Raw genomic sequence first — 26,020 nt, forward strand, 5'->3', positions numbered from 1 at the left:
CCGCGCCACAGCCATGCAGGTTTGAGAAGGAAGAGGGACGTAGGCGCACGCCGGCCGGACATACTCGCGCGCGTCGCCGCCCCGCCTCCGCGACATCCTGCGTCCGCGTCGGTCGCCATCGGCCTCTCGGCGCTGCCGAGCCCGTGCCCGCCGCGCTCGTACGCAGACGTCCTTTCCCATCGTGCGCCGCCCGGCCCCGCCGCGCATCTCGGGGGTACGGGCGTGGAGCGCTCTTCCCTTGATGTTGGTTGATACGAGGTCCACCCACCCAACTTCTCTGTGTCATCTGCCAGTACGGCCCCCGGACCAGCCGGGAGCAGACTTCAGCCACGACCGCGAGCCCGGTGATCCTCCGGTTTTGGAGGGCCGGCGTGGCCGCGTACAAGACGATCCACATGAGGGGACGGCACGTGAGCGCGCAGCAGCAGTACGACGAGATCGGTGAGGCGTTCGAGGGGTTCAAGTCCCTGCCGTTGATCCGTTACGGGGAGGTGCCGAGCGTCCTCGGCATGGTCGGGGACGTACGCGGCAAGTCGGTTCTGGACCTGGCGTGCGGCACGGGTTTCTACAGCAGGGAGCTGAAGCGGCGCGGCGCCGCGGAGGTTTTCGGCGTCGACATCTCGGGCGAGATGATCGCCGTCGCGCAGAGGATCGAGCGAAGCGAACCGCTGGGCGTACGCTACGAGGTCGGCGACGTGGCCGAACTGCCCGCGCTGGAGCGACGTTTCGATCTGGCTCTGGGCGTGCAGTGCCTCAACTACGCCAGGGACATCGCGGAGATGGAGCGGATGTGCCGCCGCGTCCACCGGAACCTGGTGGCGGGAGGAACGTTCTACGTGTTCTGCCAGAAGCCCGACTACCGGTTCGGCAACCCTCCGCTGGACAAGTACGGGTTCCGCTGCGAGCCCACCGGCGAGGAGAGCGAGACGGGTCCGCGGGTGCGCGTCACCGCTCTCCTCGACCCCGAGCCGGTCAGCATCCTCGCCTCGGCCCCGCGCCGCGAGGTCTACGAGCAGTCTCTGCGGGCGGCCGGGTTCAGCGAGGTGGAGTGGGTGCCGTTGCAGATCTCCGAAGCCGGCGTCCGTGAGTTCGGCGAGGACTTCTGGGCGGACCTCCTCGCGAACCCGCCGCTGGAGATGCTGCGCTGCCGCGCCTGACCGGTTCGGCGGCAGTGTGCCGCCCTCTGCCCCCGTCTCCTCAGCCGATGACGCACTCCGCCAGCAGCAGTCCGCCGATCCCGAGCATCATGGCCCCGGAGACACGCGTGACCGCCCGTGCCGCCGAGGGCCGTGTCCTCAGCACGGTCCGCGCGAGCACACCGACGGAGAGGTAGACCACGGCGCAGGCGGTGAGGTGGAGGGCGCTGAGCAGCCCGGTCTGCGCGGCGACCGGCCACCCCGTGCCGGGGTCGAGGAACTGCGGGAACAGCGAGAAGTACAGCAGCAGCGCCTTTGGGTTCAGCCCGCTGATTCCGGCTCCCCGGAGCATGACCTGCGTAGACGTACGGGAGGAGTCCGCGGTCTGCCCGGAGGGGGCGGAGGGGAGGGTGGCGGGCCGGCGCAGCACGCCCCAGCCCAGCCACAGCAGATAGCCCGCGCCGGCGCCGGTCAGACCGGTGAGCACGCTGGGTGAACTCGCGACGATCACGGCCAGGCCCGCGACGGCGAGAAGCGCGTACACCGCGTGTCCGGCTATCAGACCGGCGACGGCCGGCACGACCGACCGGTCGCGCATGCCCGCGGATATCGCGTACGCCCAGTCCGCGCCTGGGGTGAACACCAGCAGCAGGTCTACAGCCAGGAATGCCGCCAGTGTGGCCGTGCTCATCGATCAGTCCCTCTCACGTGCTTCGGTACGTGAGGAAGGCTAGGCGGGAGGGGCGCGAAAGTGTTCCCGCATTTGGCTCATGATCGCGCCTTTCGGGGGAGAATCTTCTCCATGGACGCCTTGGACCGGAAGATTCTTACCGAGCTGCAGCTCGACGGGCGACTGACCGTCACCGAGCTCGCCGCCCGCGTACAGCTCAGCGTCTCCCCCTGCCACCGCCGGCTGCGGGACCTCGAACGCGAGGGTGCCATCCGCGGCTACCGGGCGGTGGTGGAGCCGGCGGCCGTGGGTCTGGACTTCGAAGCCCTCGTCTTCGCCACGCTGCGCTGGGAGGACGCCGACACCGTCACCGCCTTCGAGGAGGCGGTGACGGCGATTCCGCACGTCATCCAGGCCCAGCGGCTGTTCGGCGAGCCCGACTACCTGCTACGGGTGGCCACCACCGACCTCAGCGCCTTCCAGCAGCTCTACGACCAGCAGCTCGCGCGGATGCCGGGAGTGCAGCGGCTGACCTCGACCCTGGTCATGAAGAACGTCGTGGACCTTCGCCCGCTGCCGGAGTGACACGGTCCCCACCCGGAGTAGCACGGTCCGCGCGATCGGCATCAACCGAGCCGTGTCCCGGCGGTCACCGTCAGCTCCGCGATGCCCGGGTGCTCCTTCGCCTTCGGGTCACCCTGCACGGTGACCCGTACGTACCGCGCCGGGCGTACGTCGTCCCGCACCGCGCGCCTCCAGTGCCGGCCGTCGAGGGACAGCTCGATGGTGTACGCGGTGGGCCTGGTGGTCGTCCAGGTGGGAGTGACGTTCTTGACGCGGACGGGCCTGGCGAGGTCCGTCGTGAGCCGGCCGGTCGCGCCGTCCGGGACCCAGGCCGTGGCCGTGTTGCCGTCCACCGCGGCGCCCGCGTACATACCGGGCTGCTGCGAGGAGGCCGTGGCGGTGGTGCAGCGGGCCGCGTTGGTGGTCGGGGTGAGGTCGGGGCGGCGGGTCTTGAGGACGGCCGGGGCGCCCTTGCTGACGACCTGCTCGCCCTGCGGGGTGTCGAGCGTCATGGGCGCACCGGCGGTGAGGCGCACGGTGGTGCGGTGGGCGCCGAGCTCGATGTCGTACGTGCGTCCCTGCCAGGTCAGACCGCGCAGGGTGACGCCGCGCTCCAGCTGCGGCGGCAGCATCGGGTCGAGGTGCAGCCGGTTCTCCCGCATCCGCATGCCGGTCAGGCCGTTGGTGAACACCTGGAGGAAGCCGCCCTTGCCGGTGAGGAAGTCGTGGGCGGGCGAGCCGGCCAGGGGGTCCTCGGCACCCGCCTTGTCACCGCGCGCCTCCGAGAACTGGGCGAAGGGGCCGCGGACGAACGGCTTGATGGAACGCTCCAGATAGGTGTACGTGGAGCAGCCCGGCTCACCGATCCCGGCGGCGTCGATGGCGTGCACCGAGTCCGTCATGGCCGGGCCGTCCGGGTCGGTGCGCTGCGCGTAGTAGTCGAGGGTGGCGGCGTCGGCGCCCTTCGGCATCGGCCATTCCAGCGGGTACATGAGCAGGACGGTGTCGGCCTGCTTGATGGTGCTGCCACGGTAGCCGTCGTACTGCTGGAAGACCTTGCCGCGTGCGTCGTAGGGGATCCGGATGCGGTCGGCGATCGTGTTCCACGCGGCGGGGGCGTGCTCGCCGAGCAGTTCGGCGGCGCGGGCGGCGTGGCGCAGGGCGGTGACGGCTCCCGCGTTGGTGAAGACCGCGTCGTCGACGCCGTTGCTGTATTCGTCGGGGCCGGCCGTGTCCTTGATGGAGTAGCTGCCGTCCGGGTTGCGGCTGACGCGGCCCGCCCAGAACTCGGCGATGCCCCGCAGCACCGGCCAGCCGCGCTCGCGCAGCCAGCGCGTGTCCTTGGTGGCGAGGTAGTACTGCCAGGTGGCCAGGGAGATGTCGGACTGGAGGTGGATCTGGGTGCGGCAGTGCGGCGGGTCCACGCTGTGGCACTCCTGCGCCAGATTGCCCGAACTCCCGCTGTTCCAGGGGTAGAACAGCCCCTGGTAGCCGAACGTGCGGGCGTTCTCGCGCGCACCCGCGCGGGTCCGGTAGCGGTAGTCGACCACGGACCTGGCGAGCTCGGGCCGGGTGGCGAGCAGGGCCGGGTACATCCAGGTCTCGGCGTCCCAGAAGATGAGGCCCGCGTAGTTGTCGCTGGTCAGTCCGGCCGGGGCGATGCTGTTGGCCGCGCCTTCGCGGGTGTTGGCGAGCAGCCCGTACTGGGCGGAGCGCACCCACTCCTGCATGTCGGGCTGCCCGGACACCTCGATGTCGCCGCGCCACAGGCGCGACCAGGCGGCGGTGTGGGAGCGCAGCAGGGCATCCCAGCCACGCCCGGCGGCGCGCTGCGAGGCGGTGGTGGCGTCGCGGCGCGGGGCGCGGGAGGTGAGCGCCGTGTCGACGCCGACGTACTTGGTGACGTCGTAGGACCTCCCGCTGCGGACCGGCAGGGTCAGCGCCTGCTGTGCGGTCATCTCCTTGGGGGGCGCGGCATGTTGGGCGGCGGCGGCGTGTATCCCGCGTCCGGCCCGCAGGGTCGAGGCGACGGCACCGTCCACGTTCGTACCGTCCGTACGGAACGCGACATCCATGGTGGGTCCGGTACGGCCGTCGGGTGAACCGCCGGTCCGGTCGCCGCCACCGGTCTGCCGGACGCGCCGCGCGCCTCGGCCGTCCAGCAGGTCGGTGACGGTCGCCTCGCCGCTCCAGTGCGGGGTCATGCTCATCCGTACGGCGCCGACGTGCGGGTCGGTGCGGTCGGTGAGGACTTCGTAGACGAGGTCGGTGCGGCGGCCGTCGGCGGCCGTCCACGTCAGCGAGGTACGGACCACGCCGCAGTGGAGGAGGAGCGACTGGCGGTAGTGGGAGATCCGACCGGACGGTGTCGAAGAGTTGAAGGTATCCGCCCCCGATCCGCCGGTGCTGAGCGTGAGTCCCGTCCAGGTGGGCAGGGCGGCGACGGCCTGCCGGTCACCGGCGGTCCGCTGATTGTGCGCGTACAGGCCGGACACGAGGGAGCCGTCGTAGCGCGGGGTGAACAGCGGCCAGCCGGTCTTGGCCTCGCTGTCGGCGTATCCGGCGCCGTTGGGAGGCACGCGCTGGCCCAGGTAGCCGTTGCCGACGAAGGCGTGATGGGTGTCGGCCGCGTCGATCCGGGTGGCGTCGAGAGTCCAGCCGTCGCCGGTCCGGCAGGTCGCATCCGCGGGGGCGGGGTTCCGCGCGGTCTGCGAGGCCGCCGCCGGGGCGGAGGTGACGAGGGATCCGGCCAGCAGCACCGCGGTCAGTCGGGCGGCACGGGGCCGCGCACCGAGGGAGTACGTCATTGTTCTCCGTCACTCTGGTTCGCCTGCGAGGTCCTGGGACCATAAATTTCCTGAACGATGCGCGTCAATAGATGTGCATTATCGGTGAAGTATTGAAGGAATGAGTGGACGTGCGAGGTGTGGCTCGGCGGGATGGGCACCCGTCACCCGGCCGCACGTGGTCGCTCCCCTCTCCCCCGCCTGACGTGCCGGCCGCGAAATTCGCTGTCCAGACACCGGAACACAGTGATAGACACCCGGGGTGCACAAGAATCTCGATTTCTCTGACCTGCTGCGTTTGATCGACGACCGGTCGACGGCCTTCCGTGCCGCGCTCGCCGCCGCCCCCAGCCTCGACGCTCCGGTACCGACCTGCCCGGGGTGGACGTTGTTCGATCTGGCGCAGCACCTGGGCGACGGACGCCACGCCTGGGCCGCCACCGTCGCCGCCGGGCCCACCGCCACGGCCAAGGCGGCACCGGAAAGCCCCGCCGCGCCCCGCGAGCGCGCGGCCCTGCTGGAGTGGTACACCGACTCGTCCCGGCAGCTGGTGGACGCCCTGCGGCAGGCCGGCCCGGACCGCGGCTGCTGGACGTGGTGGGAGGACTCGCAGTCGCCGAACACCTGTGGTGCGGTGGCCCGGCACCAGCTCCAGCAGGTGGCGGTACACACCTACGACGCCCAGGCCGCTTTCGGCACCCCGCTGCCGCTGCCGGAGGAGGTGGCACTCGACGGGGTCGACGAGTTCCTCCACACCTGCTGCGCCACGACGAGCGCCTGGCCGCACGAGCCCGCCGTGGTCGAATACCACGCCACCGAAGGCCGGTCCTGGCACCTCTCGCTCTCCGCCGAGGGCGCGCGCGTCACCCCCCTCACCGCGCCCGCCACTGCGGCGAACACCGCCTCGGACCGGGCCTACGCCTCCGCCCGGGGTACGGCCGGCGAGCTGGTCCTGGCCCTGTACGGCCGTATACCCATGGGCTCCCTGGAGGTCGAGGGCGACCCCCGCATCTTCGACCAGCTCCAGGAGTGGGACCCCAGCGCGTAGGACGTGACGGTACGTCACCTCGGTTGTCCGGACGGCGTGTCCGCAAAACCGGGGCGGCGGGCCGAGGCCGTGGAGTCGTCGGCCGGCCTCGGCCGCGGGGCCGCCCGCCGCGTCAGCCGGTGACGAGGGCGAGCGTGAAGCCGTCGTACCCCTTGGAGCCGACGGTCTGCACGGTGGTGGCGGTGAGGCGCGGATGGGCGGCGATGAGCTCGGTGAAGCGGCGCACGCCCTGGACGCGGGGGTCGGTGCTGGCCGGGTCGGTGACCGCACCCTCGCGGACGACGTTGTCGCCGACGATGACGCTGCCCGGGCGCGTCAACTTCAGGGCCCACTTAAGGTAGTCGGGGTTGGAGGGCTTGTCGGCGTCGATGAAGACGAGGTCGAACGGCCCGGCGCCCTCCCGCGCGAGGAGGGGGAGCGAGTCGAGGGCCTTGCCGACGCGCAGGTCGACGACGTGGCCGAGTCCCGCGCGCGTGATGTTGGCGGCGGCCACGGAGGCGTACCGCTGGTCGGCCTCCAACGTCACCAGGCGCCCGCCCTCCGGGAGGGCCCGGGCGAGCCAGATGGTGCTGTACCCGCCGAGCGTGCCGATCTCCAGCACCGTACGCGCGCCCCGGATCCTGGCGATCAGATGGAGCAACTTGCCCTGGTTGGGCGCGACCTGATGGGGCGGCAGGCCCGCGTCGTCACTTTCCGTCGCGGCTGCGAGCAGGGGCTCGTCCTCGTCCACGAGGAGGCGGTTGAAGTACTCGTCGACGGCTGTCCAGGTCTGCTGAGACATGGTGGGTTCCCTTTCAGCTCCAGGTAAGTTTCCTCAAGGAACTTACTAGGAGGGCTTCTTCGGCCGCCAACGGAATTCACCGGTCCCCCGAGCCCGGCTCACCCCCGCACATGCAACCCGAACCCACTGCGCCCCGCCCCCTCCAGCCCCTCGCGCAACCGTGCCGCCGGAATTTCGTAGTCGCCGCCGTTCTGCGGGCGGTACGGGACGGGGGTGGTGTCCTCCAGGGTCAGCAGCCTCTTCCTCCACTGCTCGGCCGCGTCCGCGAACACCTCGGGAGACATCCGTACCGTGCGGTACAGCACGAACGGGGGCAGCACCTCCATGCCGGGGTGGTAGAGGATGCCGTGCTGGATGGGGTACAGCAGGTCGTCGATCGGGCCGTTGATGCCGCGGTCGGAGTAGTGGGACTCGGGGCCGCCTACCGTCACGGACAGCATGGCGCGCTTGCCCTGGAGGGCTCCCTCGCCGAAGCGGTCGCCGTACCGCGTCTCGTTGTGCTCGCCCACGCCGTAACCGAAGCCGTAGGTGAACACCCGGTCCACCCACCCCTTGAGGATCGCGGGCATCGTGTACCACCACAGCGGGAACTGGAGGATCACGGTGTCCGCCCACCACAGCTTCTCCTGCTCGGCCCGGATGTCGGCGCTCAGCGCACCGGACTCGTAGGCACGGCCGGAATCGTGGACCACATCCAGCGGGCTGGACGCCTCGGCGCCGAAGTCGTCGGCGGCGACCGTCGGATTCCAGCGCATCGCGTACAGATCACTCACCCGCACCTCGTGCCCCGCACCGGTCAGCGTGTCCACCGCGATGTCGGTGAGCGCGCCGTTCAGTGACTGGCGCTCGGGGTGGGCGTGCACGATGAAGACCTTCATATCCGCTCCTTGTGTTGAGGGGAGTGCGACAGGGGTTGTCGTGGGTTCGATCTTCATCGGTGCCGGCCGCGCTGTTCAGGGGCGCCGTCTCCGTAGGCCGGGACTTCCTGGTACCGGCAGGGCCACCCACCGGGCGGACACGGCCGGGATACTGGAGCGATGGACGATCTCGCTGACTTCCTGCGCACACGGCGTTCCCGGGTCCTTCCCGCGAGCGTCGGCATCCCCACCGATGCGCGGCGCCGGGTGAGCGGACTGCGGCGCGAGGAGGTCGCGCACCTGTCGGGCGTGAGCGTCGACTACTACGTACGCCTGGAGCAGGGGCGGGCGCGCCAGCCTTCCGTACAGGTACTCGACGCGCTCGCACGGGCGCTCGGTCTGGATGACGTGGAGCGCGAGCATCTGCACCGGCTCGGCCGTCGACCGGCGCACCCTCCCCGGCGGGCGTCAGGGACGGGGTTGCGCCCCGAACTGCTGCGGGTGCTGGAGCTCGTCTCGGACGCGCCCGCGATCCTCATCGACCACCGCCTGACGATACTGGCCGCCAACCGGCTCGCCGATCTGCTCTACGGGCGGCGCGCCGAGGGGCTGAACATCGCCCGGCACGTCTTCCTTTCCGAGGAGGGGCGCAGCCTGTTCGCCGACTGGGAGGGCTGCACCCTCGACATCGTCGGCCATCTGCGCCTGTCCGCCGGCCGCCACCCCGACGACCCCGAGCTGGCCTCTCTGATCGGCGAACTCGCCATGCGCAGCGAACGCTTCCGCTGCCTGTGGGCACGGGCCGACGTCCGCACCCGAACGCATGGCCGCAAGGCGTACAACCATCCTTCGGTCGGCTACCTGGAACTGCACCAGGAGAACTTCGCCCTCCCGGACGCCATGGGCACCGAACTGATCGTGCAGTCGGCCGCCACCGGCACCGCCGCCCACGACAACCTCCGCCTGCTCGCCAGCCTCGGCGCCACCGGCGACCCCGCCCCGGCGCGCCTCCGCCACGAGCCGCGAGGCGCCACGGGCCCGGCCGACTGAGCGGCCACCGCACGCGCTGCTAGCCCTCAACTCCCCTGGTCCCGCTCCCCCCCGCGCCGGGGGCGGTGCCTGCCGACCGCCTTCATCGGCCCGCACCACCCTCGGCCCCGGCCCTCCCCCGCGGGGGGGATCTAGCGTCCGAGCACCACGTAGAGCCCCGCCAACAGCGTCGCCAACAGAGCGCCGCAGAGCGTGACCGTCACGGACGACGTGAGCAGATAGATCCCGCCGACACTGGCCGTCACACCGTTCACGAGGGCCACCACCTCGGCGGGCCGAGGGGGCCTGCCCGTGGCCCGCGCGCCGGCCTCGACCCGGCGCTTCGGCCTCTCGGTCGTCTTGCGCTGCATGATGTTCCGCCTCCTCTCCCCTTACTGCTCAACAGGCCGACGAGCAACGGAAGTTGTGCAATTCCGGCCACAGGGAAAAGGTCTTGGGAAAGCGCGTCCGCGCTTTGCACGGATTCGCCCCGTCGGCCGCCCTATAGACGTAACCGACGTCCCAGGGGGTGGCCGCGTGAGCCAGGAAGAGAATCCGGAGCCGCATCCCTCCGCACCGGACGGCTTCGACACCTTCTACCGCACCCACTACGCCGGCATCGTGCGCGCCCTGCGCAAGGGCGGCGTGCCGTGGGAGGAGGCCGAGGACGCGGTGCAGGAGGCGATGCGCCAGATGCTGGCCAAGTGGCCCTCCGGCTACGTACGCCCCGCAGCCTGGGTCCGCAAGGCGGCGTGGAGTGCCTTCTACTCGAAGGTGGGCCGCGACCGCAGGCGGCGGGAGCTGGAGACGGTCAACGCCCTGCGGGACACCCGGGGGACCGCGCCGCAGGCGGAGGCCGACCCGGACGAGAAGACCCGCGTACTGCTGCGGCTCGCCGGTCTGCCGCCCCGGCAGCGCGAGGTGCTGGCGCTGTACTACGACGGCTTCTCCATCGGCGAGATCACGGACCAGCTGGGCTGCAAGCCGGACACCGCACGCAGCAATCTGCGCCATGCCAAGGAAGCCCTGCGCAAGGCGCTGGAACAGGAACTGGGGCCGGAGACCGGCCCCGACGGCATCTGACGAAAGCAGAAGGAGGTCCCCGTGTCCAAGAACGAAAAGCGGAATACCGCGGCCCGCCGAGTCCCCGCCAAGGATCGTCAGGGGCGCCGGGACCCCGCACGCGACGTGCACCCGGCCTTCCAGCGCTACCTGCGCGCGGTCGACGAGGAGGTGAGCCGCAACCTCACCGGCGAGGAGGTCGACCGGCGGCTGGTCCACCTGCTGCGGGCCCACGCCGCGGAACCCCTGGCCGCGCCGCCCGAGGACACCGACACGGCCCTGCTGGAACCGCGCGCGGCCTGGGCCGCCTTCGGCCGGCGCGCCGTGGTGCTGTGGCTCACGGTGGTCAGCACGGTGGGCGACCCCCGGCTGCGGCTGACCGGCGACGCCATCGACGAGATCACCGTCGAGACGGTCGCCAGGGCGCTGAGCAGCCTGCGCGACGAGTCCCCGCAACCCGAGCTGATCCCGGCTCCCCAGGACGCCTCCACCACGGTGCGGACGGTGTTCCTGAGCGAGTGCGTGCGTCATCTGCCGTATGTGCACGAGTGCCACTGGCTGATGAGCGAGGACACACCGTTCGACGGGCTCGACGACCAGTCCGGCACCCTGATCGTGCCCGTGCTGTGGCAGTGCGCGACCAAGGGCCGCGCCCACACCCTGCACCGGCTCGGCCTGGACCGGTCGGGGCACGTGGACCGCGAGAGGCGCGACATCCTCAAGCTGACGCCCGCCGCGATCCGCTCCGCCGCCGCGCGCTACCCGGACGCGGTCGATCCCGCGTCGCTCCTCTGAACCCGCTGCCCCGTCCCGTTACGCAGTTTTCCGCACGCCGTCGCGCACGCCCTTCCGACCAGGACATACGGCCATGAACGATCCGCACGTGCAACAGATACTGCGCCGCTCCTACGAACTCGACCACGGCTACTACGCGGTGGGCGTGGAGCTGCTGCCCTACAAGCTGGTGGGTGTGATGGCCCAGACCGACGGCAGAGTGACGGCCAGGGCCCACAAGAACCTCACCGGGATGGAACCGCAGGACGTGGTCGGGCACATCGCCGAGCTGACCGCCCATCTGGTGGCGGACGCGCTCGGCAGCAGCTTCCCCCGCCGCCGGATCTGTCTGGGCGTCCAGCTCGGCGGGCCGGTGGACACAGGGACCGGGCTGGTGCGGCGCTACGCCAACCCTCCCGACGACCACGGCAAGGACAAACCCCCGCCCTACGCGTGGGTGGACTATCCGCTGGGCACCGCGCTGCGGGCCGCCACCGGCTGCGTCACCTCGGTGGACAACGACGCGCACGCCTTCGCCGCCTACGAGCAGCGTTTCGGTGTGGGCACGGACAGTCCCACCTTCGGTGTCGTCCTGATCCGGGACGGGGTGGGCGCGGGCATCGTCGTCGAGCACGAACGCCTGTCCATTCCGCTGGAGTTCGGGCATCTGCGCATCTCCCGGCGCGGACGTCTGTGCGACTGCGGGATGCGCGGCTGCGTCGAGAGCCAGGCCGGTGCCCGGGCGCTCACGGCCGTGGTCAGGGAGCGCACCGGCTGTCAGCGCGACGGCCTGGAGGGCGCGATCGGCCTCGCCGAGAGCGCCGAGCCGCAGGCCGTGCCGGCGCTCGGCGCCTTCCGCAGCGCGGGCGCCGCGATCGCCTTCGGAATGGGCCAGCTGCTCAGTCTCTTCGGCCCCCGCCAGATGGTGGTGTACGCGGCCCGGGACCTGATCACCGCGGGGCCCGGCCGGCTCGCGGCCAACGCCTTCCTGCACGAACTCCGGCGCTTCCCCGCGTACGCCTTCCTGGCGTACCGGGAGTGCCAGCTGGTCACCAAACCGCTGCAACCCGTCCTGGGCGCGCACGGCGCTGCCCTGATCGCCCTCCAGAACTGTTTCGGCGTCCGTCTCCGTTCCCGCTAGGCCCCTAGGAGCTCACCCATGGCCCTCCCTCGTTACGCCATCGGACTCGACGTCGGCGGCACCAAGATCGCGGCCGGTGTGACGGACGCACACGGCGAGGTGATCACCAAACTCGAACCGCGCCCATGCCCCGCGGCCGAACAGGACGCCGTGCTCACCGCCGTCCTCGACGTGATCGAGGAGCTGAGAAGCCTGCACGGCCCCGCCACCGACGACGGCGGTATCGCCGCGATCGGCGTCGGGGCCGCGGGGCTCGTCGACTGGCCGCAGGGCCGGATCCGTACTGCCCCCAACTCCGGCTACCGCGATGTGCCCCTGCGCGCGCTCCTGCAGGCCGCGACCGGGCTGCCCACGGTCGTCGACAACGATGCCAACACCGCCTGCTGGGCCGAATACCGCCTCGGGCACCGCGCCTCGTACATGGCGTTCCTCACCGTCGGCACCGGCGTCGGCGGCGGTGTCGTCCTCGCCGACCGGCTGTTTCGCGGGAGCTCCGGCATCGGTACGGAGATCGGTCACATGATCGTCGATCCGTACGGGTCGGAGCGGTGCGGCTGCGGAACCGTGGGCTGCCTGGAGTCCCTCGCCTCCGGAACGGCCCTCGGCCGCTACGGCGCCGCGGCCGCCGCGCTGGATCCGGGCGGAACGCTGGCCACCCTCGCCGGGGGCGCCTCCCGGGTCACCGGGGAGACCGTCTCGACCGCCGCGGTCCAGGACGACCCGACGGCGCTCGCCCAGTTGGAGCGGCTCGGCCACTGGCTCGGCATCGGTATCGCCACCCTCGTCAACCTGTTCGATCTCCAGTTGATCGTGCTCGGCGGCGGAGCCGCCCAGGCCGGCGACCCCTTGCTGAAACCTGTCCGTACGAGCTTCGAACACTTCGTCACCGCACGCTCCCACCGCGATCTGCCGGACATCGTCCCCGCCCGGCTGGGCACGGACGCCGGATGGATCGGGGCAGCCCTGCTGGCACTCGAACGGCGGTAGCCGCGACGGGCCCGTACCTCCGCCGGGCCGGGGTGCCCATCGGCCCCGCTCACACCCGAACGGTGGTCTCGGCGGGGTGACGCTACGCATTCGGCGTAGGAGCGGTGGCCGCGGTGGTGGTCGTGGCGCACGGTGTGGTTGAGGAAGTGCGGCGTCATGCCTGTCTCCCTGATCCTCCGCCCTCTCGAACAGGAGAACCGTCTCTGATGCGTGCCACATGGACCGCTGCCGCCCTGACCGCAGCGCTCGCCCTCACCCCGGTCGCCTCCGCCGCTGCCGCCGTCCCGCGTCCCGGCTCCGACGCCCCGCAGCCGGTCGCGGCCCCGGCCCTGCCCATGGATCCGCCCGCGTCGGCGCTTCCGACGGGACCGGTGACGGATCCGGCGCCCCTGGGGAAGACACAGACCCCGCTGGCACCGCAGCTCGCGGCGCCCGCCGACGACGGTGGCGCCGGTGGGCTGGTGTCGATCGTGACCGGTCTGGTGAAGACCCTTCAGAACGTCCTGTCCGGCCTCCTCGGCGGACTGTCGTCGGCCAAGCCCCCCGCGGCGCAGAGCGCGCTCACCGAGCAGGCCACGACGACCCAGCTGGTCCCCGCGGCGACGCTGGTGGAGCTCCGCAAGACGGTCGACGCCCTCCAGGCCGCCGAGAACGCCGCCCGTTCGGCTCACTGACCACCCGAGGTCCGCGTCCGGGGCGGAGCCGCCGCCGCTCCGGACACGGCGCCCGTCGCGGCGCCGCGCGCGGGCGGTCCGGAAGCGATCCCGGCCCAGGCATGACGGGCCGGGATTGACGCGTCCGGGCCGGAGGCGGCGTCAGCGCCAGCGGCTCACTTCCACGTTCTCCAGGACACCGAGGGCGTCCGGGACGAGGATCGCCGCGGAGTAGTAGGCGGTGACCAGGTACGAGATGATCGCCTGCTCGTCGATCCCCATGAACCGCACCGACAGGCTCGGCTCGATCTCGTCCGGAATCCCCTCCTGCCGCAGACCGATCACCCCCTGCTCGTCCTCACCCGTACGCATGCAGAGGATCGAGGTGGTGCGCTGGGGAGAGACGGGGATCTTGCCGCACGGGAAGATGGGCACACCGCGCCAGGCGGGGATCCGGTGGCCGTTGACGTCGATCGATTCCGGGACCAGGCCGCGTTTGTTGCACTCGCGGCCGAAGGCGGCGATGGCCTTGGGGTGGGCGAGGAAGAACTTGTTGCCGCGTCGGCGCGAGAGCAGTTCGTCCATGTCGTCGGGGCTGGGCACGCCGTCGTGCGGCTGGATCCGCTGCCCGTAGTCGCAGTTGGCGAGGAGCCCGAACTCGCGGTTGTTGACGAGCTCGTCCTCCTGGCGCTCGCGCAGCGCCTCGACCGTGAGCCGCAACTGCTGCTCGGTCTGGTTCATCGGCTGGTTGTACAGGTCCGCGACCCGGCTGTGGACCTTCAACACCGTCTGCGCGACCGAGAGTTCGTACTCGCGCGGCGCGCCCTCGTAGTCCACGTACGTGTGCGGGATGACCGCCTCGCCGACATGACCGGCCGACAGGTCGATCGCCGCCTCGCCATACTTGTTGGTCCGCTGCTCCGGGATCGCCGCGAAGGCGGTCAGGTGGTCGCCCAGCGAGGTGGCGCGCTCGGCGAGGTTGAGCACGTCCGCGCGGCTCAGCGTGAGCACGGTGCAGGCCGTCGCCGCCCGGACCGTGGCGTCCCAGGTGGCGTCGCCCGAGACCAGGGCCTGCTCACCCAGGTACGCCCCGTCGGCCAGGACGCCGAGCACCGCCTCGCTGCCGTAGGGTCCGGGGCCGACGCGCTCCACCCGGCCGTGGGCCAGCAGGTACACCGTGTCCACCGGGTCCCCGGCGGTGGCGAGGACCTCCCCGGCCGCGTACTCGCGCTGCTCGCAGCGGTTCGCCAGCTCCCCCAGCGCCGCCTCGTCCTCGAACCGGCGCAGCGCCGGCAGCTCTCCCAGCTCGGCGGGGATGACCTCGACCCGCCCGCCGGTCTGCACGAAGGTGACCTGTCCGTCGCCCACCGAGTAGCTCAGTCGCCGGTTGACCCGGTACGTACCACCCTTCACCTGCACCCACGGCAGCATGCGCAGCAGCCACCGGGAGCTGATCTCCTGCATCTGGGGAACGGACTTGGTGGTGGTCGCCAGATTCCGCGCGGCGGCGGTACCGAGACTTTGTTGCTCGCGTTCCCGGTCCACCGACTCCTGCGGACTTGCATCAACCGACATGAGGGTCCTTCCTTCGAACGGAAAACAGTCACGGACAGCCTGACCGTAAGGAAGGGAGTTCGCTACTACACGAAAGAGTTAAAGGGTTCGCCTAACACGATTGAATGGAACGGTATTTGGCCATTCTTCGGGCGACCCGGCACAACCCATGGGCGGGGAATCCGCGAGATTCCGGCAAATCCCGGTGACCCGATCTCGCTCTCCCCCTTCCTATCGGCGCACTCACTGCCGTATCGCCGGGTCACGGATACGCCGACGACACATCCCCGCTCTGCCCAACAGGGCCCGACGGGTGCGGAGTCGGCGTCCTCACCGGGCCGGAACCGCAGGTCCGCGCACCTGCGCGCACGCCAAACCCCTTGACGGCAGTGTCACCACATCGAATGACAACGAGCCTTCCCGGCACGCCGGTTCGCCGAACCGTCCTACGCTCGTTCCCGGATCTGGAAGGAAGCCTTCCAGCCGTCCTCTTTGTCTTCTCTTTCCCGCGATGAAGGACGTGAACGGGCAATCCGAGCGCACACGATCCGCTCACCGCCCATACCGAGGAAATGACCTGACGGTCCCCGCTGTTTCACGCGCTGGTGACCCATGCACTCACCACTGACCGCCCGGCCTTCCGGGCGCCATCCGTATGTTCGCACCCGTCCACCCCCAGCAGTCCACCCACCCAAGGAGTCATGGATGCCCGGTCCCCCGCTCTACTCGGTGCCGACAGTGGGCCCCCAGGCCGTGGTACCGCCCGCCGCACCCGGTGAGACACCTCCCGAGCCGGTCGACTGCCGGGAGGACGTCGGGGCCCGCGTCCAGGACTCCGCCGCGCGAGCGGACACGGTGACGCCGCACACCCCTGACACCGGGACGGTGTGCGAGGACGAGGCGCGCGGCGATCCCGCACCAACCGGCGAGGCGTGGGAACGGGTGCTCAGCGGGCCGAACGGCCTCGGCACCGCCGCCCTGCACCTCGCGCGGCGCGCGCAGCCACCACCACCGTGCCGGGAGATCCCGGGCCTCTACTACCACCCGGTGCCCGAGCCCGACGCGGCGCGAGTCGCGGAGGTCAGCCGCCGGATCAAGGACTGGGCGGTCGACGAGGTCGAGCTGTACCCGCCGGAGTGGGAAGACCAGTTCGACGGGTTCTCCCTGGGCAGATACATGGTCGCCTGCCACCCCGACGCCCCCACCATCGACCACCTGATGATCGCCACGCGGCTGATGGCCGCGGAGAACGCGGTCGACGACTGCTACTGCGAGGACCACGGGGGCTCGCCGGTCGGACTCGGCGGACGCCTCCTCCTGGCACACACCGCGCTCGACCCCCTGCACACCACGCGGGAGTACCAGGCGCCCTGGACGGAGTCACTGCACAGCGACGCCCCGCGGCGGGCCTACCGCTCGGCGATGGACTACTTCCTCCAGGCCGCCAGCGCCTCCCAGGCCGACCGGTACCGGCACGACATGGCCCGGCTGCACCTGGGCTACCTCGCCGAGGCCGCCTGGGCGCAGACGGAGTACGTGCCCGAGGTGTGGGAGTACCTGGCGATGCGGCAGTTCAACAACTTCCGCCCCTGCCCCACCATCACCGACACCGTCGGCGGCTACGAACTGCCCGCGGACCTGCACGCCCAGCCGGCCATGCAGCGGGTCATCGCCCTCGCCTCCAATGCGACCACCATCGTCAACGACCTCTACTCGTACACCAAGGAACTCGCCGCCCCCGGGCGGCACATGAACCTGCCCGTGGTGCTGGCCGAGCACGAGAACCTGGACGAGCGCAACGCGTACCTCAAGGCCATCGAGATCCACAACGATCTGATGCACGCCTACGAGGCCGAGGCCGCCGCCCTGGCTCTCGCCTGCCCCGCCCCCCAGGTCACCCGCTTCCTGCGCGGTGTGGCGGCGTGGGTCGACGGCAACCACCACTGGCACCAGACCAACACCTACCGCTACGGCCTGCCCGACTTCTGGTAAACAAGGAGACCCATCGTGCCCAAGACAGCCGAACCCGCCACGACCGCGGCCATCCCCCACCCGGCGACCCCCTACCAGGGAGACATCGCCCGCTACTGGGACCACGAGGCGCGTCCGGTGAACCTGCGCCTCGGCGACGTGGACGGCCTGTACCACCACCACTACGGCATCGGGGCCGTCGACGAATCCGCGCTCGCCCACCCCCAGGACACCGACCGCGAGGCGAAATTCATCGCCGAGCTGCACCGGCTGGAGTCCGCGCAGGCGGACCTGCTCCTGGACCACCTCGGCCCCGTCCAGCCGGACGCGCTGCTGGTGGACGCCGGCTGCGGCCGCGGTGGCTCCATGGTGATGGCGCACCAGCGCTTCGGCTGCTCGGTCCAGGGTGTCACCCTCTCCACCAAGCAGGCCGACTTCGCCAACCGGCGCGCCCACGAGCTCGGCATCGACGCGTCCGTCCGCGCCCACGTCTGCAACATGCTCGACATGCCGTTCACGAACGGGCAGGCGGCGGCCTCCTGGAACAACGAGTCGAGCATGTACGTCGACCTGCACGACCTCTTCGCCGAACACGCCCGCATCCTCGCCCCCGGCGGCCGGTATGTGACGATCACCGGGTGCTGGAACCCCGTCTACGGGCAGCCCTCGAAGTGGGTGTCCCAGATCAACGCGCACTTCGAGTGCAACATCCACTCACGCCGTGAATACCTGCGGGCCATGGCCGACAACCGCCTCGTCCCCCAGACGATCACCGACCTGACACCGGCGACTCTGCCGTACTGGGAGTTGCGCGCCACGTCCTCCCTGACCACGGGCATCGAGGAGGCGTTCCTCAACTCCTACAAGGACGGTTCCTTCCAGTACCTCCTGATCGCGGCCGACCGCGTCTGACCGGCCGAGCACCCACCGGGCCCCCGGCCCCGCGGAGGGCGGGCATACGCACCAGCTGCCGGCTGCCCGCCCTCATGAGGGACCCAGGGAATGGCCTCACCGCACCAGCGTGATCCGCTGGCGTCCGTCCCGTACGGTGACGCGGTATTCGACCTCGGTGTAGGCGGGCCACGGCCCCGTCACCGTCGGCCAGCCGAGGTCGGTGTAGGGGAGTTCGTCGCGTTGCCCGCGCGTCTTCATGAAGGCGACGCCCGTCACGAGCCGGCCCTGGGCGCCGCCTTCGCCGTCGGCGACGAGGCGCAGCAGGGCGTCGTGGCCGAACGGACCGTTGAGCGGGGTGATGACGACGGCGCCGGGGGCGGCCTGGTCGAGCCAGGGCTGCGGGACGCGGCGCACCGCGGCGGTCGAGATGATTCTCGTGTAGGGGCCTCGCTGGGGATGGCCCTGTTCCCCGTCCGCGCAGACGACGGTCGGCCGCAGTCCCAGTCGGGCGAGCCGGTCCCGGGCGAGATCGGCGAGTTCCCGGTCTATCTCCACCGTGACGAGCCGGTCGGGCGGCACTCTCTGGGCCAGCACGGCGGTGCTGTAGCCGGTGCCGGTGCCGATCTCCAGGGCTGTGTCGCCGGGGCCGGGGTCGAGGTAGTGGAGCATGTCGACGACGACCGCCGGGCACGAGGCGGCCGAGGTGAACGGCTCCCGGGTCGGGCCGTCCTGCGGTCGTACGCGCCCGTCGGCGACCTGGGTGATGAGGGACGCCTGCGCCGTGTAGACGGCCCGCAGCCACGAACGGGGCCGCCGCGTACGGTCGATGACCGGGTGCAGTCCGTCCTCGCGCGGGTAGGGCCACCACACCTGGTCGGGGACGAAGTGCTCGCGCGGCACCGCGAGGAACGCGGCCCGCAGCCACGGCCGTCCATGGAAGTGGCCGCATTCCTTCCCGTCGAGTTCGGCCGCGCAGCGTGCGCGCAGCTCCTGCGGGTCGACCCGGCTCGTCATGCCGGGGTATCCGTCTAGTCCTCCTCCGGCGGGGCGGGTTCGGGCTCGGGAGCGGGGTTGCCGGGGTCACCCGGTGAGCTGTGCGGCCCGCCCACCTGACCGTCCGAGTCCTGACGACTGCCCATGAGCACCTCCTGCCGGGGTGACGGCCAACTCGGTGCCGAGGCCGTCTTGTTACGCGGACGGTACCTTGGTACGGGGACGGTTTTCCAGGCAGCCCTTCACGAACAGGGCAGCGTCTGGTACGAGAGTGGCACCGCCCGGCACGGACGCGGCGCGGCCCGGCACGAACGCGGCCGCGAGTGGCTCAGGCCGCCGCCTCGGCCGCCTGCGCGGTCAGCGCCGCGAGCAGCCAGTCGTGTGTCACGCCGGGGGTGGGTACGGGTCGGCCGTCCTCGGGGCCGGTCACCTCGGCCACCAGTTCCCAGTACCGGTCGATCCGCGGGTCCGCCGCGAGCCAGGGCCCCAGCGTGCGCCGGAAGCCGGGAGTGTCACGGGTGCGCCGGGAGGCCGCGTAGGCCGCGACGAAGCAGTCCAGCGCTTCCCCCGCGCGCGGCGCGCGCCCCCGCCGCACCTGCGCGCCCGCCAGCTCGTACGCCTCGGCCAGACCCGCGTACAGCACGTCCGGGCGGAAGTCCGGTGAGGAGGTGTGGGCCGCGGGCTGGCAGGATTCGCCCGCGACGCACGGCCGGGTCACGAAGGCGTTGAGCCGGGCGAAGGCGAGGACCTGGGCGGGCGCGGGGTCGTCGGGCGGTGCCGGGACCGCCACCTCCAGGAACGCCGAACGGGCGCGGGCCGGCATCCGGGGCGGCAGCCAGGCGCGCCAGAACCGCGCGAGCGGGTCCGTGCTCGGCGGGGCGGCGACCGCGCCCAGCAGCCGCAGCCGGTCGGCACGCTCGTGCGGCGCGCACTCCTGGACCAGCCGCAGCCCCGCCTCGCGCCACCGCAACGCCCTCATGCGGTCGCCCAGTTCACGCAGCTGCCCCGTGACGGCCGCCTCCAGCGCCACCCCGCCCGTACCGTCGTCCTCGTCGAGGATCCGCCGTACCTCGGGCAGCGGCAGGTCCAGCGCGCGCAGCGAGCGGATCAGCCGCAGCCGGTCCAGCGCCGCCGGGCCGTACCGGCGGTGTCCGCCCGCGCTGCGAGAGGCCTCCGGCAGCAGGCCGCGGTCGGAATAGAAGCGGACGGTCTTGACGGTGACGCCGACGTGCTCGGCGAGCTCGCCGATGCTCCACAGGCCGTCGCGGGAAAGCGGCACTTGAACCTCCCTCAGGGGGAGTTCCTACCGTACCGGTGAGCGCGGACGGCCGATCAAGGACCACGGGGGTGCCGTCCGCGCGTGACCGCACGGACCGCCGCGTACGGGGGCTTCCGGCAAGAGGGAGAGGAAAGATCCATGACCGCGTTCATCCTGGTGTCCAGTACGTTCACCGGCGGTTACGTGTGGGAGGAGACGGCGGCGCGGCTGCGCGCGGCGGGCGCCGAGGTGCACGCGCCCACCCTCACCGGGCTCGGTGAGCACCGCGAGGCCGCCGGTCCCGGCACGGACCTGGAGACGCACATCGCCGATGTGCTCGCGGTGATCGACCGCGTGGCCGGGGACCGGGACCTCGTGCTCGTCGGCCACGCGTACGGCATCCACCCCGTGCTCGGCGCCGCCGACCGGCGTGCCGGGCGCGTCACACGGATCGTGTACGTGGACGCGGGCATGCCGATGGACGGGCTGCCGGCCCTGGCCTCCGTACCCGACCAGGCACTGCGCGAGGAGCTGGCGAAGCTCGCCGAACAGGGCGGCGAGGCGGCCACCGGGACGCTCCCCGCCCCGGCCGACGCCGTCGCGTGGCGGCGGTGGGGCAGCACCGCCGGAGTCTCCGGGCGGGCGCTGGAGCGGCTGACCCGGCTCGCCGCGCCGCAACCGCTCGGCACCCTGCTGCAACCCCTCCGTCTGACGGGCGCGGTGGCGGCCGTGCCGACCAGCGCCGTGCTGTGCAGCGGCAACGGCGGCGGCATCGAGCTGCTCCAGAGCATGGTGAACATGGGCCACTCCGCCCTTCAGGCCCTGGTCGACCCCCGGGTGTCGTTCTTCGAGCTGCCCACCGGGCACTGGCCGATGCTCTCCTGCCCCGGCGAGCTGGCCGACGCGCTGCTGGCGGCGGCCGCGGGCGAGGGTCACCGGCTGACGCCTGCCGACGAACTCCCCTCGTATCTTCGGCCGTTTCCCCTGGCGGTGCCCGAGGTGCCGCGCGAGAGGAAAGGGCACGTCGACCTGTACGTACCCGAGGCCACGGGGGCGGGGCCGCTGCCCGCGGTGCTGTTCGTCCACGGCGGCCCGGTGCCCGCCGACGTCAGGCCCACCCCGCGCGACTGGCCGGTCTTCGCCGGCTACGCGCGCCTCGCGGCGGGTCGGGGAGTGGTGGGCGCGGTGCTGGACCACCGGCTGCACGACGTCGGCGACTACCCGCTCGCGGCGGCGGACGTCGCGGCGGCGGTGGAGGCGGTACGGGCCGACCCCCGGGTCGACGCGGACCGTGTCGCCCTGTGGTTCTTCTCGGGCGGCGGCCCGCTCTCCGCGCCCTGGCTGGGAGCGCGCCCGGCGTGGCTGCGCTGCCTGGCGGCCACCTATCCGGTCCTGGCTCCCCTGCCGAACTGGGGCCTCGGCGAGGGCCGCTTCCACCCGGTGGAGGCCCTGCCCGACGCGGGCGACCTGCCCATCGTGCTGACCCGGGTGGGCCTGGAGATGGCGGAGATCGCCGCGACCGTCGAGGAGTTCCTGGCCGCCGCCGAGGACTGCGGTGCCGACGTGGAGGTGGTCGATGTCCCTCACGGCCACCACGGCTTCGAGACGCGGCTGCCCGGCGAGGAGGCGCGGGCGGCGATCGACCGGGCGATGGGCTCGGTGCTGGCCCATCTGCGGGCCTGACGGCCCGGCCTCGCCATCGCGTCGAAGGCACCGGCCGCGCCCCCAGAGGGGCGCGGCCGGCTTCGAGGAGGCGGGGCGGGTGCTTCGCCGCGTCGAGGTCAGTGCCTGGTGGTCAGGCCGTATCCGTAGGGGAACAGCGGGTCGTAGTCCGCGTCACCGACGTTGATCGGCTCCTGGGCCTCGCTGCGGGGCCAGGTGACGGGGAGCTTGCCGGTGAAGGGGCGCTTGCCGAACAGGACGTCGGCGACCCCGTCGCCCTCGCTGCCCGGGAGCCAGGACATGACGAAGGCGTCCACCTTGGGCAGCTGGTCGGTGATGATCTGCGGGCGCCCGGCGACGTCGAGGACGAGGCACGTCTTGATCGCGGAGCAGACGCGGTCGATGTTCGCCCGGTCCTTGGCGGAGAGGTTCAGGGTGTTGCCGCCCTTGCCGACGTCACCGACACCCTCCGCGTAGGGGGTTTCCCCGACGACGACGATGCCGACGTCGTGTCCTGCCATGGGCGCGCTGGCGTCGGCGCTGTAGGTGACGTTCTCGGCCTCGCGCTGGATGCCCCGCAGGATGGTGGTGCCCGGGAAGGCGGTGTTGCCGGACTGGCCCTGCCAGGTCACGGTCCAGCCGCCGGCCTGGTTGCCGAGGTCGTCGGCGTTGACTCCGGCCACGTACAGGTTCTGGGACGGCCTGAGCGGCAGGGTGTGGTGGTCGTTCTTCAGCAGCACCTGGGACTCCGCCACGGCGCGACGGGCCACCGCCCGGTGCTCGGGGGAACCGATGGTGTCGATGTTGGCCCGGTCGGTGTACGGGTGCTCGAACAGGCCGAGCCGGAACTTCGCCCGCAGGATGCGCGCCACCGCGTCGTCGATGCGGGACATCCGGACGCGGCCGGCCTCGACCTCGGCGGTGAGGGCCTGCTCGAACTGCGGGGCGTTGTACGGCTGCATGAACATGTCCATGCCCGCGTTGACGGAGGTGCGGACCTGGGTGGCGAAGTCGCCCGGCAGCTGGGTGATGGCGTCCCAGTCGCTGATGAGGAACCCTTCGAAGCCGATCTTCCGCTTCAGGACGTCGGTGAGCAGCTCCTTGCTGGCGCTCATCTTGACCGGCTTGCTGCCGGGCACGTCGGTCCACTGGACGGACGAGTACGACGGCATGACGCTGCCCACGTCGTGGACCTGGACGGCGGTGACGTAGGGCGCCAGGTCGACGGCGGCGAAGCGCCGGTGGCTGGTGACGGTGGTTCCCTGGTCGATGGTGTAGTCGTTGGTGGTGGAGGTCCCGTACGTGGTGTCGCCGTCACCGGCGTAGTGCTTGACGGTGGCCAGCACCCGGTCGGGCCGGGCCAGGTCCTTCGGACGGGTGCCCTGGAAGCCGTCGATGGCGCTTTCCATCCGCTGCACCAGGGCGGGGTCCTCGCCGAAGCTCTCGTAGGTACGGCCCCACCGGTCGTCGCGGGCCACGCACACACACGGCGCGAACACCCACTGCGGGCCGGTGGCCCGGGTCTCGGTGGCCGTGATGTGCTCCTCCTCGGCCACCAGCCGGGCGTTGCGCGTGGCGCCCATGCCGATGTTGTGCGGGAAGATCGTCGCGCCGACCAGGTTGCCGTTCCCGTGGACGGAGTCGATCCCGTACAGCAGGGGGATGTGCAGCCGGGTCGCGAGGGCGTGCCGCTGATAACCGTCGACCATGTCCGCCCAGGCCTCGGGCGTGTTGGGCGTGGGCGTGGAGCCGCCGCCGGACAGCAGTGAGCCGAGGTTGAGGTCGGTGATGCGGGTGGGCTCGGCGTCGACCGAGCCGCGTTCGGCCTGCGTCATCTGGCCGATCTTCTCCGCTGTCGTCATCCGGCCCAGAAGGTCGGAGACCCGGCGGGCCACCGGCAGCTCCGGGTCGAGGTACGGCAGCGCCCGGCCGTGGGAGGCGGTGGCAGCGGAGTCCGGGGCGGCCAGGGCCGGCGCCGCCGGGACCGCGGTGGCGACGAGGGCGGCGGCGGTGAGCAGGAGACCTGCCGTACGTCGTCGACGAGCGGTGCGGGGGTGCGGCGCGGGGCCGCGCAGACGCTGACGTGTCACGTGATGCTCCTTGGGTGTGGCCGCTGCGACGGTGTCATCCAACTGCGGTTTGGGAGCGCTCCCGGAAAGCGGCTACGGCGAGGCCCGACTCCGTTCGGCAGGGATGACGGGGCCGGGCTTCACAGGCCGCTCTCCGATACATCTGATACATCCGGTACAGAAGAATCAGTACGGCGACACGCGAGCCGCTTCCGCTCACCTACGCCGCAATAAATGAAGCCAGCGGCTCTGATTGCCTGTCAAGCGGTGTGCATGCGTTCACTTATCGAAGCGAAAGCGGGGCGTCGGCCCGCTGGACAACGGCGGACACCGACGGACCACTGGGCTGTACGACAAACCGCGGGGCGGTACGACGCCCTGCACGGCAAACGACGGCGCCCGCCATCAATTCACCTGTCAAACGCCGACCGCGCTCCCGGCCTGTCGGCGCAGTTCCGCCGTGGCGATGTCCAGGAAGTCCGCCACGGGATACGCGCCGTCGTCCTCCCGGACGGCCAGACAGGTCGGGACGGGCACGGCGTCCATGACGGGCACGTAGACGAGGTCCGGGCGGGAGTAGGAGTGGGTGATGCTGACCGGGACGAGGGCGATGCCCTGGCCGGAGGCGACGAGCTCGAACTTCTCGTCCAGCGAGGCCGTCCGCCGCGACTTGACGTCGAGGACCGGCTCGTCTTCCAGATCGGCCGACGTGAGGGCACGGCGATCCGCAAGCGGGTGCGTCGCCGGAAGGCACGCGACCTTGGTCTCGTGGCCGATGGGGACGGTACGCAGCCCGGTGTCGTCGAAGGGGCCCCGCAGATACGCCACGTGCGCCCGGCCGTCGCGAAGCGGGGCGTCGCGCTCCTGCCAGTGCAGCGGAAGCACGTCGATCTCGACCTCCGGGTGGTTCGCGGTGAACACCCGGATGGCATGCGAGACCTGGAGCCCGGCCGAGAAGGCGACGACGAGCCGCTGCTCGCCGCGCTGGGCCTCGCGTACGCGGTGCAGCGCCCCCTCCACCACCGTCGAGATCCGTGACGCCTCGTCATACAGGCGCTCGCCCGCGCGAGTCAGCTCGACGCTTCGCGTGGAGCGCGTGAAGAGCGGGCACCCCAGCTCCTGCTCGAACGCGCGGATCTGCCGACTGAGGACGGGCTGCGCGATGAACAGCGCCTGGGCGGCCCGGCCGAAGTGCCGGTGCTCGGCCACCGCGACGAAGTAGCGGAGCTTGCGCAGATCCAGATCCATGCCGTCACGGTATCAATCGGGTCCGAAGGGTATTGGACGCCCGCCCGGACCGCTTCGAGACTTGCGGGGTGGTCGCTCCCCGACCATCCCCGACCATCCCCCGCCATCCCTGGCCTGGCCTGACCACCGAGGAATCACATGAACGACACCCGCAGGACCGCTCTCATCGTCGGCGCGTCACGGACGCTGGGCCTGGGGCTCGCCGCCGAGTTCCTCCGTCGCGGCTGGGACGTCATCGGCACGGTCCGCGGCAGCGGGCGCACCGGGCTCCATGACCTGGCCGAGGACTCCGGGGGACGGCTCACCGTCGAGTCGCTGGAGATGACCGAGCCGGAGCAGATCGCGGCCCTGCGCGACCGGCTGGAGGGGCGCACCCTCGACCTGCTCTTCGTCAACGCCGCCATCACCCGCGGCGACCTCCCGATCGGCGAGGTGCCGACGGAGATGTTCACCGAGGTCATGAGCACCAACGCGCTCGGCCCGATGCGCGTGGTGGAGACCCTGGGCCCGCTCGTCGCGCCGACGGGCACCATCGGTGTCATGTCCTCCGACCAGGGGAGCATCTCCCTCAACACCAGGGGCGGCCAGGACCTGTACCGCGCGAGCAAGTCCGCGCTGAACCAGCTGATGCGCTGCTACGCCGCCCGCCGTGCCGACGACACGCGGACGCTGCTGCTCATGGACCCGGGCTGGGTCCGTACCGACCTCGGCGGACCCGACGCCGAGCTCAGCGTCGAGGAGAGCGTCCCCGGCGTGGCGGAGACGATCGAGCGCCGGCAGGGCAAGCCCGGCCTCCACTTCCTCGATCACCAGGGGCAGGTCGTGCCCTGGTAGCGCGGAGGCCGGTCGTCGCCGTGACCGCGCGCACGAGGTCGCACCGGCG

The 26,020-nt window shown here is 71.5% G+C and carries 22 protein-coding genes and 1 pseudogene; 13 read left to right on the forward strand and 10 right to left on the reverse strand.

Translation table 11 applies throughout. The annotated features are described in order from the left end of the window. Positions 1–395: 395 nt before the first annotated feature. On the forward strand, positions 396–1,157 hold the full coding sequence (locus ABZ404_RS09890; RefSeq protein WP_358830939.1) for a class I SAM-dependent methyltransferase: 762 nt from the start codon (positions 396–398) through the stop codon (positions 1,155–1,157). Positions 1,158–1,197: 40 nt separating this feature from the next. Here the strand turns inward: ABZ404_RS09890 and ABZ404_RS09895 are convergent, their stop codons facing one another. Then, entirely contained in the window at positions 1,198–1,827 is a 630-nt protein-coding gene (locus ABZ404_RS09895; RefSeq protein WP_358830865.1) for a LysE family translocator, read from the reverse strand. A gap of 111 nt (positions 1,828–1,938) precedes the next feature. On the opposite strand from ABZ404_RS09895, the gene ABZ404_RS09900 reads away from it, so the two are divergent. Then, the gene (locus ABZ404_RS09900; protein ID WP_358830866.1) at positions 1,939–2,391 is read left to right on the forward strand and encodes an Lrp/AsnC family transcriptional regulator; all 453 of its coding nucleotides are present in this window, start codon (positions 1,939–1,941) and stop codon (positions 2,389–2,391) included. A 41-nt stretch (positions 2,392–2,432) separates the two neighbouring features. Here ABZ404_RS09900 and ABZ404_RS09905 read toward each other — a convergent pair whose 3' ends face one another. Further along, the gene (locus tag ABZ404_RS09905; RefSeq protein ID WP_358830867.1) at positions 2,433–5,177 is read right to left on the reverse strand and encodes a discoidin domain-containing protein; all 2,745 of its coding nucleotides are present in this window, start codon (positions 5,175–5,177) and stop codon (positions 2,433–2,435) included. Positions 5,178–5,418: 241 nt separating this feature from the next. Here ABZ404_RS09905 and ABZ404_RS09910 point away from each other — a divergent pair, with 241 nt between their 5' ends. Next, on the forward strand, positions 5,419–6,204 hold the full coding sequence (locus tag ABZ404_RS09910) for a maleylpyruvate isomerase family mycothiol-dependent enzyme (protein ID WP_358830868.1): 786 nt from the start codon (positions 5,419–5,421) through the stop codon (positions 6,202–6,204). A gap of 112 nt (positions 6,205–6,316) precedes the next feature. Here the strand turns inward: ABZ404_RS09910 and ABZ404_RS09915 are convergent, their stop codons facing one another. Next, positions 6,317–6,985, reverse strand: coding sequence for an O-methyltransferase (locus ABZ404_RS09915; protein WP_358830869.1), 669 nt, complete (start codon positions 6,983–6,985; stop codon positions 6,317–6,319). 98 nt (positions 6,986–7,083) lie between these two features. Continuing rightward, the gene (locus ABZ404_RS09920; protein WP_358830870.1) at positions 7,084–7,863 is read right to left on the reverse strand and encodes an NAD(P)H-dependent oxidoreductase; all 780 of its coding nucleotides are present in this window, start codon (positions 7,861–7,863) and stop codon (positions 7,084–7,086) included. A gap of 159 nt (positions 7,864–8,022) precedes the next feature. Between ABZ404_RS09920 and ABZ404_RS09925 the strand changes: the two genes are divergently transcribed. Continuing rightward, positions 8,023–8,892: a helix-turn-helix transcriptional regulator gene (locus tag ABZ404_RS09925; protein WP_358830871.1), complete on the forward strand. Its 870-nt coding sequence runs from the start codon at positions 8,023–8,025 to the stop codon at positions 8,890–8,892. Between the two features lie 131 nt (positions 8,893–9,023). Here ABZ404_RS09925 and ABZ404_RS09930 read toward each other — a convergent pair whose 3' ends face one another. Then, the gene (locus tag ABZ404_RS09930; RefSeq protein WP_358830872.1) at positions 9,024–9,242 is read right to left on the reverse strand and encodes a hypothetical protein; all 219 of its coding nucleotides are present in this window, start codon (positions 9,240–9,242) and stop codon (positions 9,024–9,026) included. Between the two features lie 166 nt (positions 9,243–9,408). On the opposite strand from ABZ404_RS09930, the gene ABZ404_RS09935 reads away from it, so the two are divergent. The 5 genes from ABZ404_RS09935 (at position 9,409) to ABZ404_RS09955 (ending at position 13,509) form a co-directional block, all read left to right on the forward strand. Beyond that, positions 9,409–9,954: a sigma-70 family RNA polymerase sigma factor gene (locus ABZ404_RS09935; protein WP_358830873.1), complete on the forward strand. Its 546-nt coding sequence runs from the start codon at positions 9,409–9,411 to the stop codon at positions 9,952–9,954. Positions 9,955–9,975: 21 nt separating this feature from the next. Further along, a complete protein-coding gene (locus ABZ404_RS09940) occupies positions 9,976–10,728 on the forward strand; it encodes a hypothetical protein (RefSeq protein ID WP_358830874.1) in 753 nt (250 codons plus the stop codon). Between the two features lie 88 nt (positions 10,729–10,816). After that, on the forward strand, positions 10,817–11,848 hold the full coding sequence (locus ABZ404_RS09945) for an ROK family protein (protein WP_358830875.1): 1,032 nt from the start codon (positions 10,817–10,819) through the stop codon (positions 11,846–11,848). A gap of 18 nt (positions 11,849–11,866) precedes the next feature. Continuing rightward, complete coding sequence (locus ABZ404_RS09950) at positions 11,867–12,835, forward strand: ROK family protein (RefSeq protein ID WP_358830876.1); 969 nt, start codon at positions 11,867–11,869, stop codon at positions 12,833–12,835. A gap of 206 nt (positions 12,836–13,041) precedes the next feature. Continuing rightward, positions 13,042–13,509 carry a hypothetical protein gene (locus tag ABZ404_RS09955; protein WP_358830877.1) on the forward strand — a complete coding sequence of 156 codons (468 nt, stop codon included), beginning with the start codon at positions 13,042–13,044 and terminating at the stop codon, positions 13,507–13,509. A gap of 141 nt (positions 13,510–13,650) precedes the next feature. On the opposite strand, the gene ABZ404_RS09960 is transcribed toward ABZ404_RS09955, so the two are convergent. Then, positions 13,651–15,063 (reverse strand): family 2B encapsulin nanocompartment shell protein, encoded by a 1,413-nt coding sequence (locus tag ABZ404_RS09960; protein WP_358830878.1) that lies wholly within the window; start codon positions 15,061–15,063, stop codon positions 13,651–13,653. Positions 15,064–15,747: 684 nt separating this feature from the next. On the opposite strand from ABZ404_RS09960, the gene ABZ404_RS09965 reads away from it, so the two are divergent. Further along, complete coding sequence (locus ABZ404_RS09965) at positions 15,748–17,034, forward strand: family 2 encapsulin nanocompartment cargo protein terpene cyclase (protein ID WP_358830879.1); 1,287 nt, start codon at positions 15,748–15,750, stop codon at positions 17,032–17,034. A gap of 15 nt (positions 17,035–17,049) precedes the next feature. Beyond that, positions 17,050–17,925, forward strand: coding sequence for a geranyl diphosphate 2-C-methyltransferase (locus ABZ404_RS09970; RefSeq protein WP_358830880.1), 876 nt, complete (start codon positions 17,050–17,052; stop codon positions 17,923–17,925). Between the two features lie 96 nt (positions 17,926–18,021). On the opposite strand, the gene ABZ404_RS09975 is transcribed toward ABZ404_RS09970, so the two are convergent. Beyond that, positions 18,022–18,921 (reverse strand): methyltransferase domain-containing protein, encoded by a 900-nt coding sequence (locus ABZ404_RS09975; protein ID WP_358830881.1) that lies wholly within the window; start codon positions 18,919–18,921, stop codon positions 18,022–18,024. A 307-nt stretch (positions 18,922–19,228) separates the two neighbouring features. Beyond that, a complete protein-coding gene (locus ABZ404_RS09980) occupies positions 19,229–20,179 on the reverse strand; it encodes a MerR family transcriptional regulator (RefSeq protein ID WP_358830882.1) in 951 nt (316 codons plus the stop codon). Positions 20,180–20,317: 138 nt separating this feature from the next. On the opposite strand from ABZ404_RS09980, the gene ABZ404_RS09985 reads away from it, so the two are divergent. Beyond that, positions 20,318–21,841, forward strand: a complete 1,524-nt coding sequence (locus ABZ404_RS09985; protein WP_358830883.1) for an alpha/beta fold hydrolase — start codon at positions 20,318–20,320, stop codon at positions 21,839–21,841. Positions 21,842–21,948: 107 nt separating this feature from the next. On the opposite strand, the pseudogene ABZ404_RS09990 reads toward ABZ404_RS09985, so the two are convergent. Together ABZ404_RS09990 and ABZ404_RS09995 are read right to left on the reverse strand one after the other, a co-directional pair. Next, positions 21,949–23,757 (reverse strand): annotated as a pseudogene (locus ABZ404_RS09990) (glycoside hydrolase family 3 protein); the annotation flags it as partial. Positions 23,758–24,306: 549 nt separating this feature from the next. Then, entirely contained in the window at positions 24,307–25,137 is an 831-nt protein-coding gene (locus ABZ404_RS09995; protein WP_358830884.1) for a LysR family transcriptional regulator, read from the reverse strand. 138 nt (positions 25,138–25,275) lie between these two features. Here ABZ404_RS09995 and ABZ404_RS10000 point away from each other — a divergent pair, with 138 nt between their 5' ends. Further along, the gene (locus ABZ404_RS10000) at positions 25,276–25,971 is read left to right on the forward strand and encodes an SDR family NAD(P)-dependent oxidoreductase (protein WP_358830885.1); all 696 of its coding nucleotides are present in this window, start codon (positions 25,276–25,278) and stop codon (positions 25,969–25,971) included. Positions 25,972–26,020 lie beyond the last annotated feature (49 nt).

The organism is Streptomyces sp. NPDC005878 (assembly GCF_040629815.1).
Lineage (GTDB): Bacteria > Actinomycetota > Actinomycetes > Streptomycetales > Streptomycetaceae > Streptomyces.

Coding starts and splice junctions, on each gene's coding strand:
- ABZ404_RS09890 (WP_358830939.1), top strand. CDS start 396: ATGAGGGGACGGCACGTGAGCGCGCAGCAGCAGTACGACGAGATCGGT.
- ABZ404_RS09895 (WP_358830865.1), bottom strand. CDS start 1,827: ATGAGCACGGCCACACTGGCGGCATTCCTGGCTGTAGACCTGCTGCTG.
- ABZ404_RS09900 (WP_358830866.1), top strand. CDS start 1,939: ATGGACGCCTTGGACCGGAAGATTCTTACCGAGCTGCAGCTCGACGGG.
- ABZ404_RS09905 (WP_358830867.1), bottom strand. CDS start 5,177: ATGACGTACTCCCTCGGTGCGCGGCCCCGTGCCGCCCGACTGACCGCG.
- ABZ404_RS09915 (WP_358830869.1), bottom strand. CDS start 6,985: ATGTCTCAGCAGACCTGGACAGCCGTCGACGAGTACTTCAACCGCCTC.
- ABZ404_RS09920 (WP_358830870.1), bottom strand. CDS start 7,863: ATGAAGGTCTTCATCGTGCACGCCCACCCCGAGCGCCAGTCACTGAAC.
- ABZ404_RS09925 (WP_358830871.1), top strand. CDS start 8,023: ATGGACGATCTCGCTGACTTCCTGCGCACACGGCGTTCCCGGGTCCTT.
- ABZ404_RS09930 (WP_358830872.1), bottom strand. CDS start 9,242: ATGCAGCGCAAGACGACCGAGAGGCCGAAGCGCCGGGTCGAGGCCGGC.
- ABZ404_RS09950 (WP_358830876.1), top strand. CDS start 11,867: ATGGCCCTCCCTCGTTACGCCATCGGACTCGACGTCGGCGGCACCAAG.
- ABZ404_RS09955 (WP_358830877.1), top strand. CDS start 13,042: ATGCGTGCCACATGGACCGCTGCCGCCCTGACCGCAGCGCTCGCCCTC.
- ABZ404_RS09960 (WP_358830878.1), bottom strand. CDS start 15,063: ATGTCGGTTGATGCAAGTCCGCAGGAGTCGGTGGACCGGGAACGCGAG.
- ABZ404_RS09965 (WP_358830879.1), top strand. CDS start 15,748: ATGCCCGGTCCCCCGCTCTACTCGGTGCCGACAGTGGGCCCCCAGGCC.
- ABZ404_RS09975 (WP_358830881.1), bottom strand. CDS start 18,921: ATGACGAGCCGGGTCGACCCGCAGGAGCTGCGCGCACGCTGCGCGGCC.
- ABZ404_RS09985 (WP_358830883.1), top strand. CDS start 20,318: ATGACCGCGTTCATCCTGGTGTCCAGTACGTTCACCGGCGGTTACGTG.
- ABZ404_RS09995 (WP_358830884.1), bottom strand. CDS start 25,137: ATGGATCTGGATCTGCGCAAGCTCCGCTACTTCGTCGCGGTGGCCGAG.
- ABZ404_RS10000 (WP_358830885.1), top strand. CDS start 25,276: ATGAACGACACCCGCAGGACCGCTCTCATCGTCGGCGCGTCACGGACG.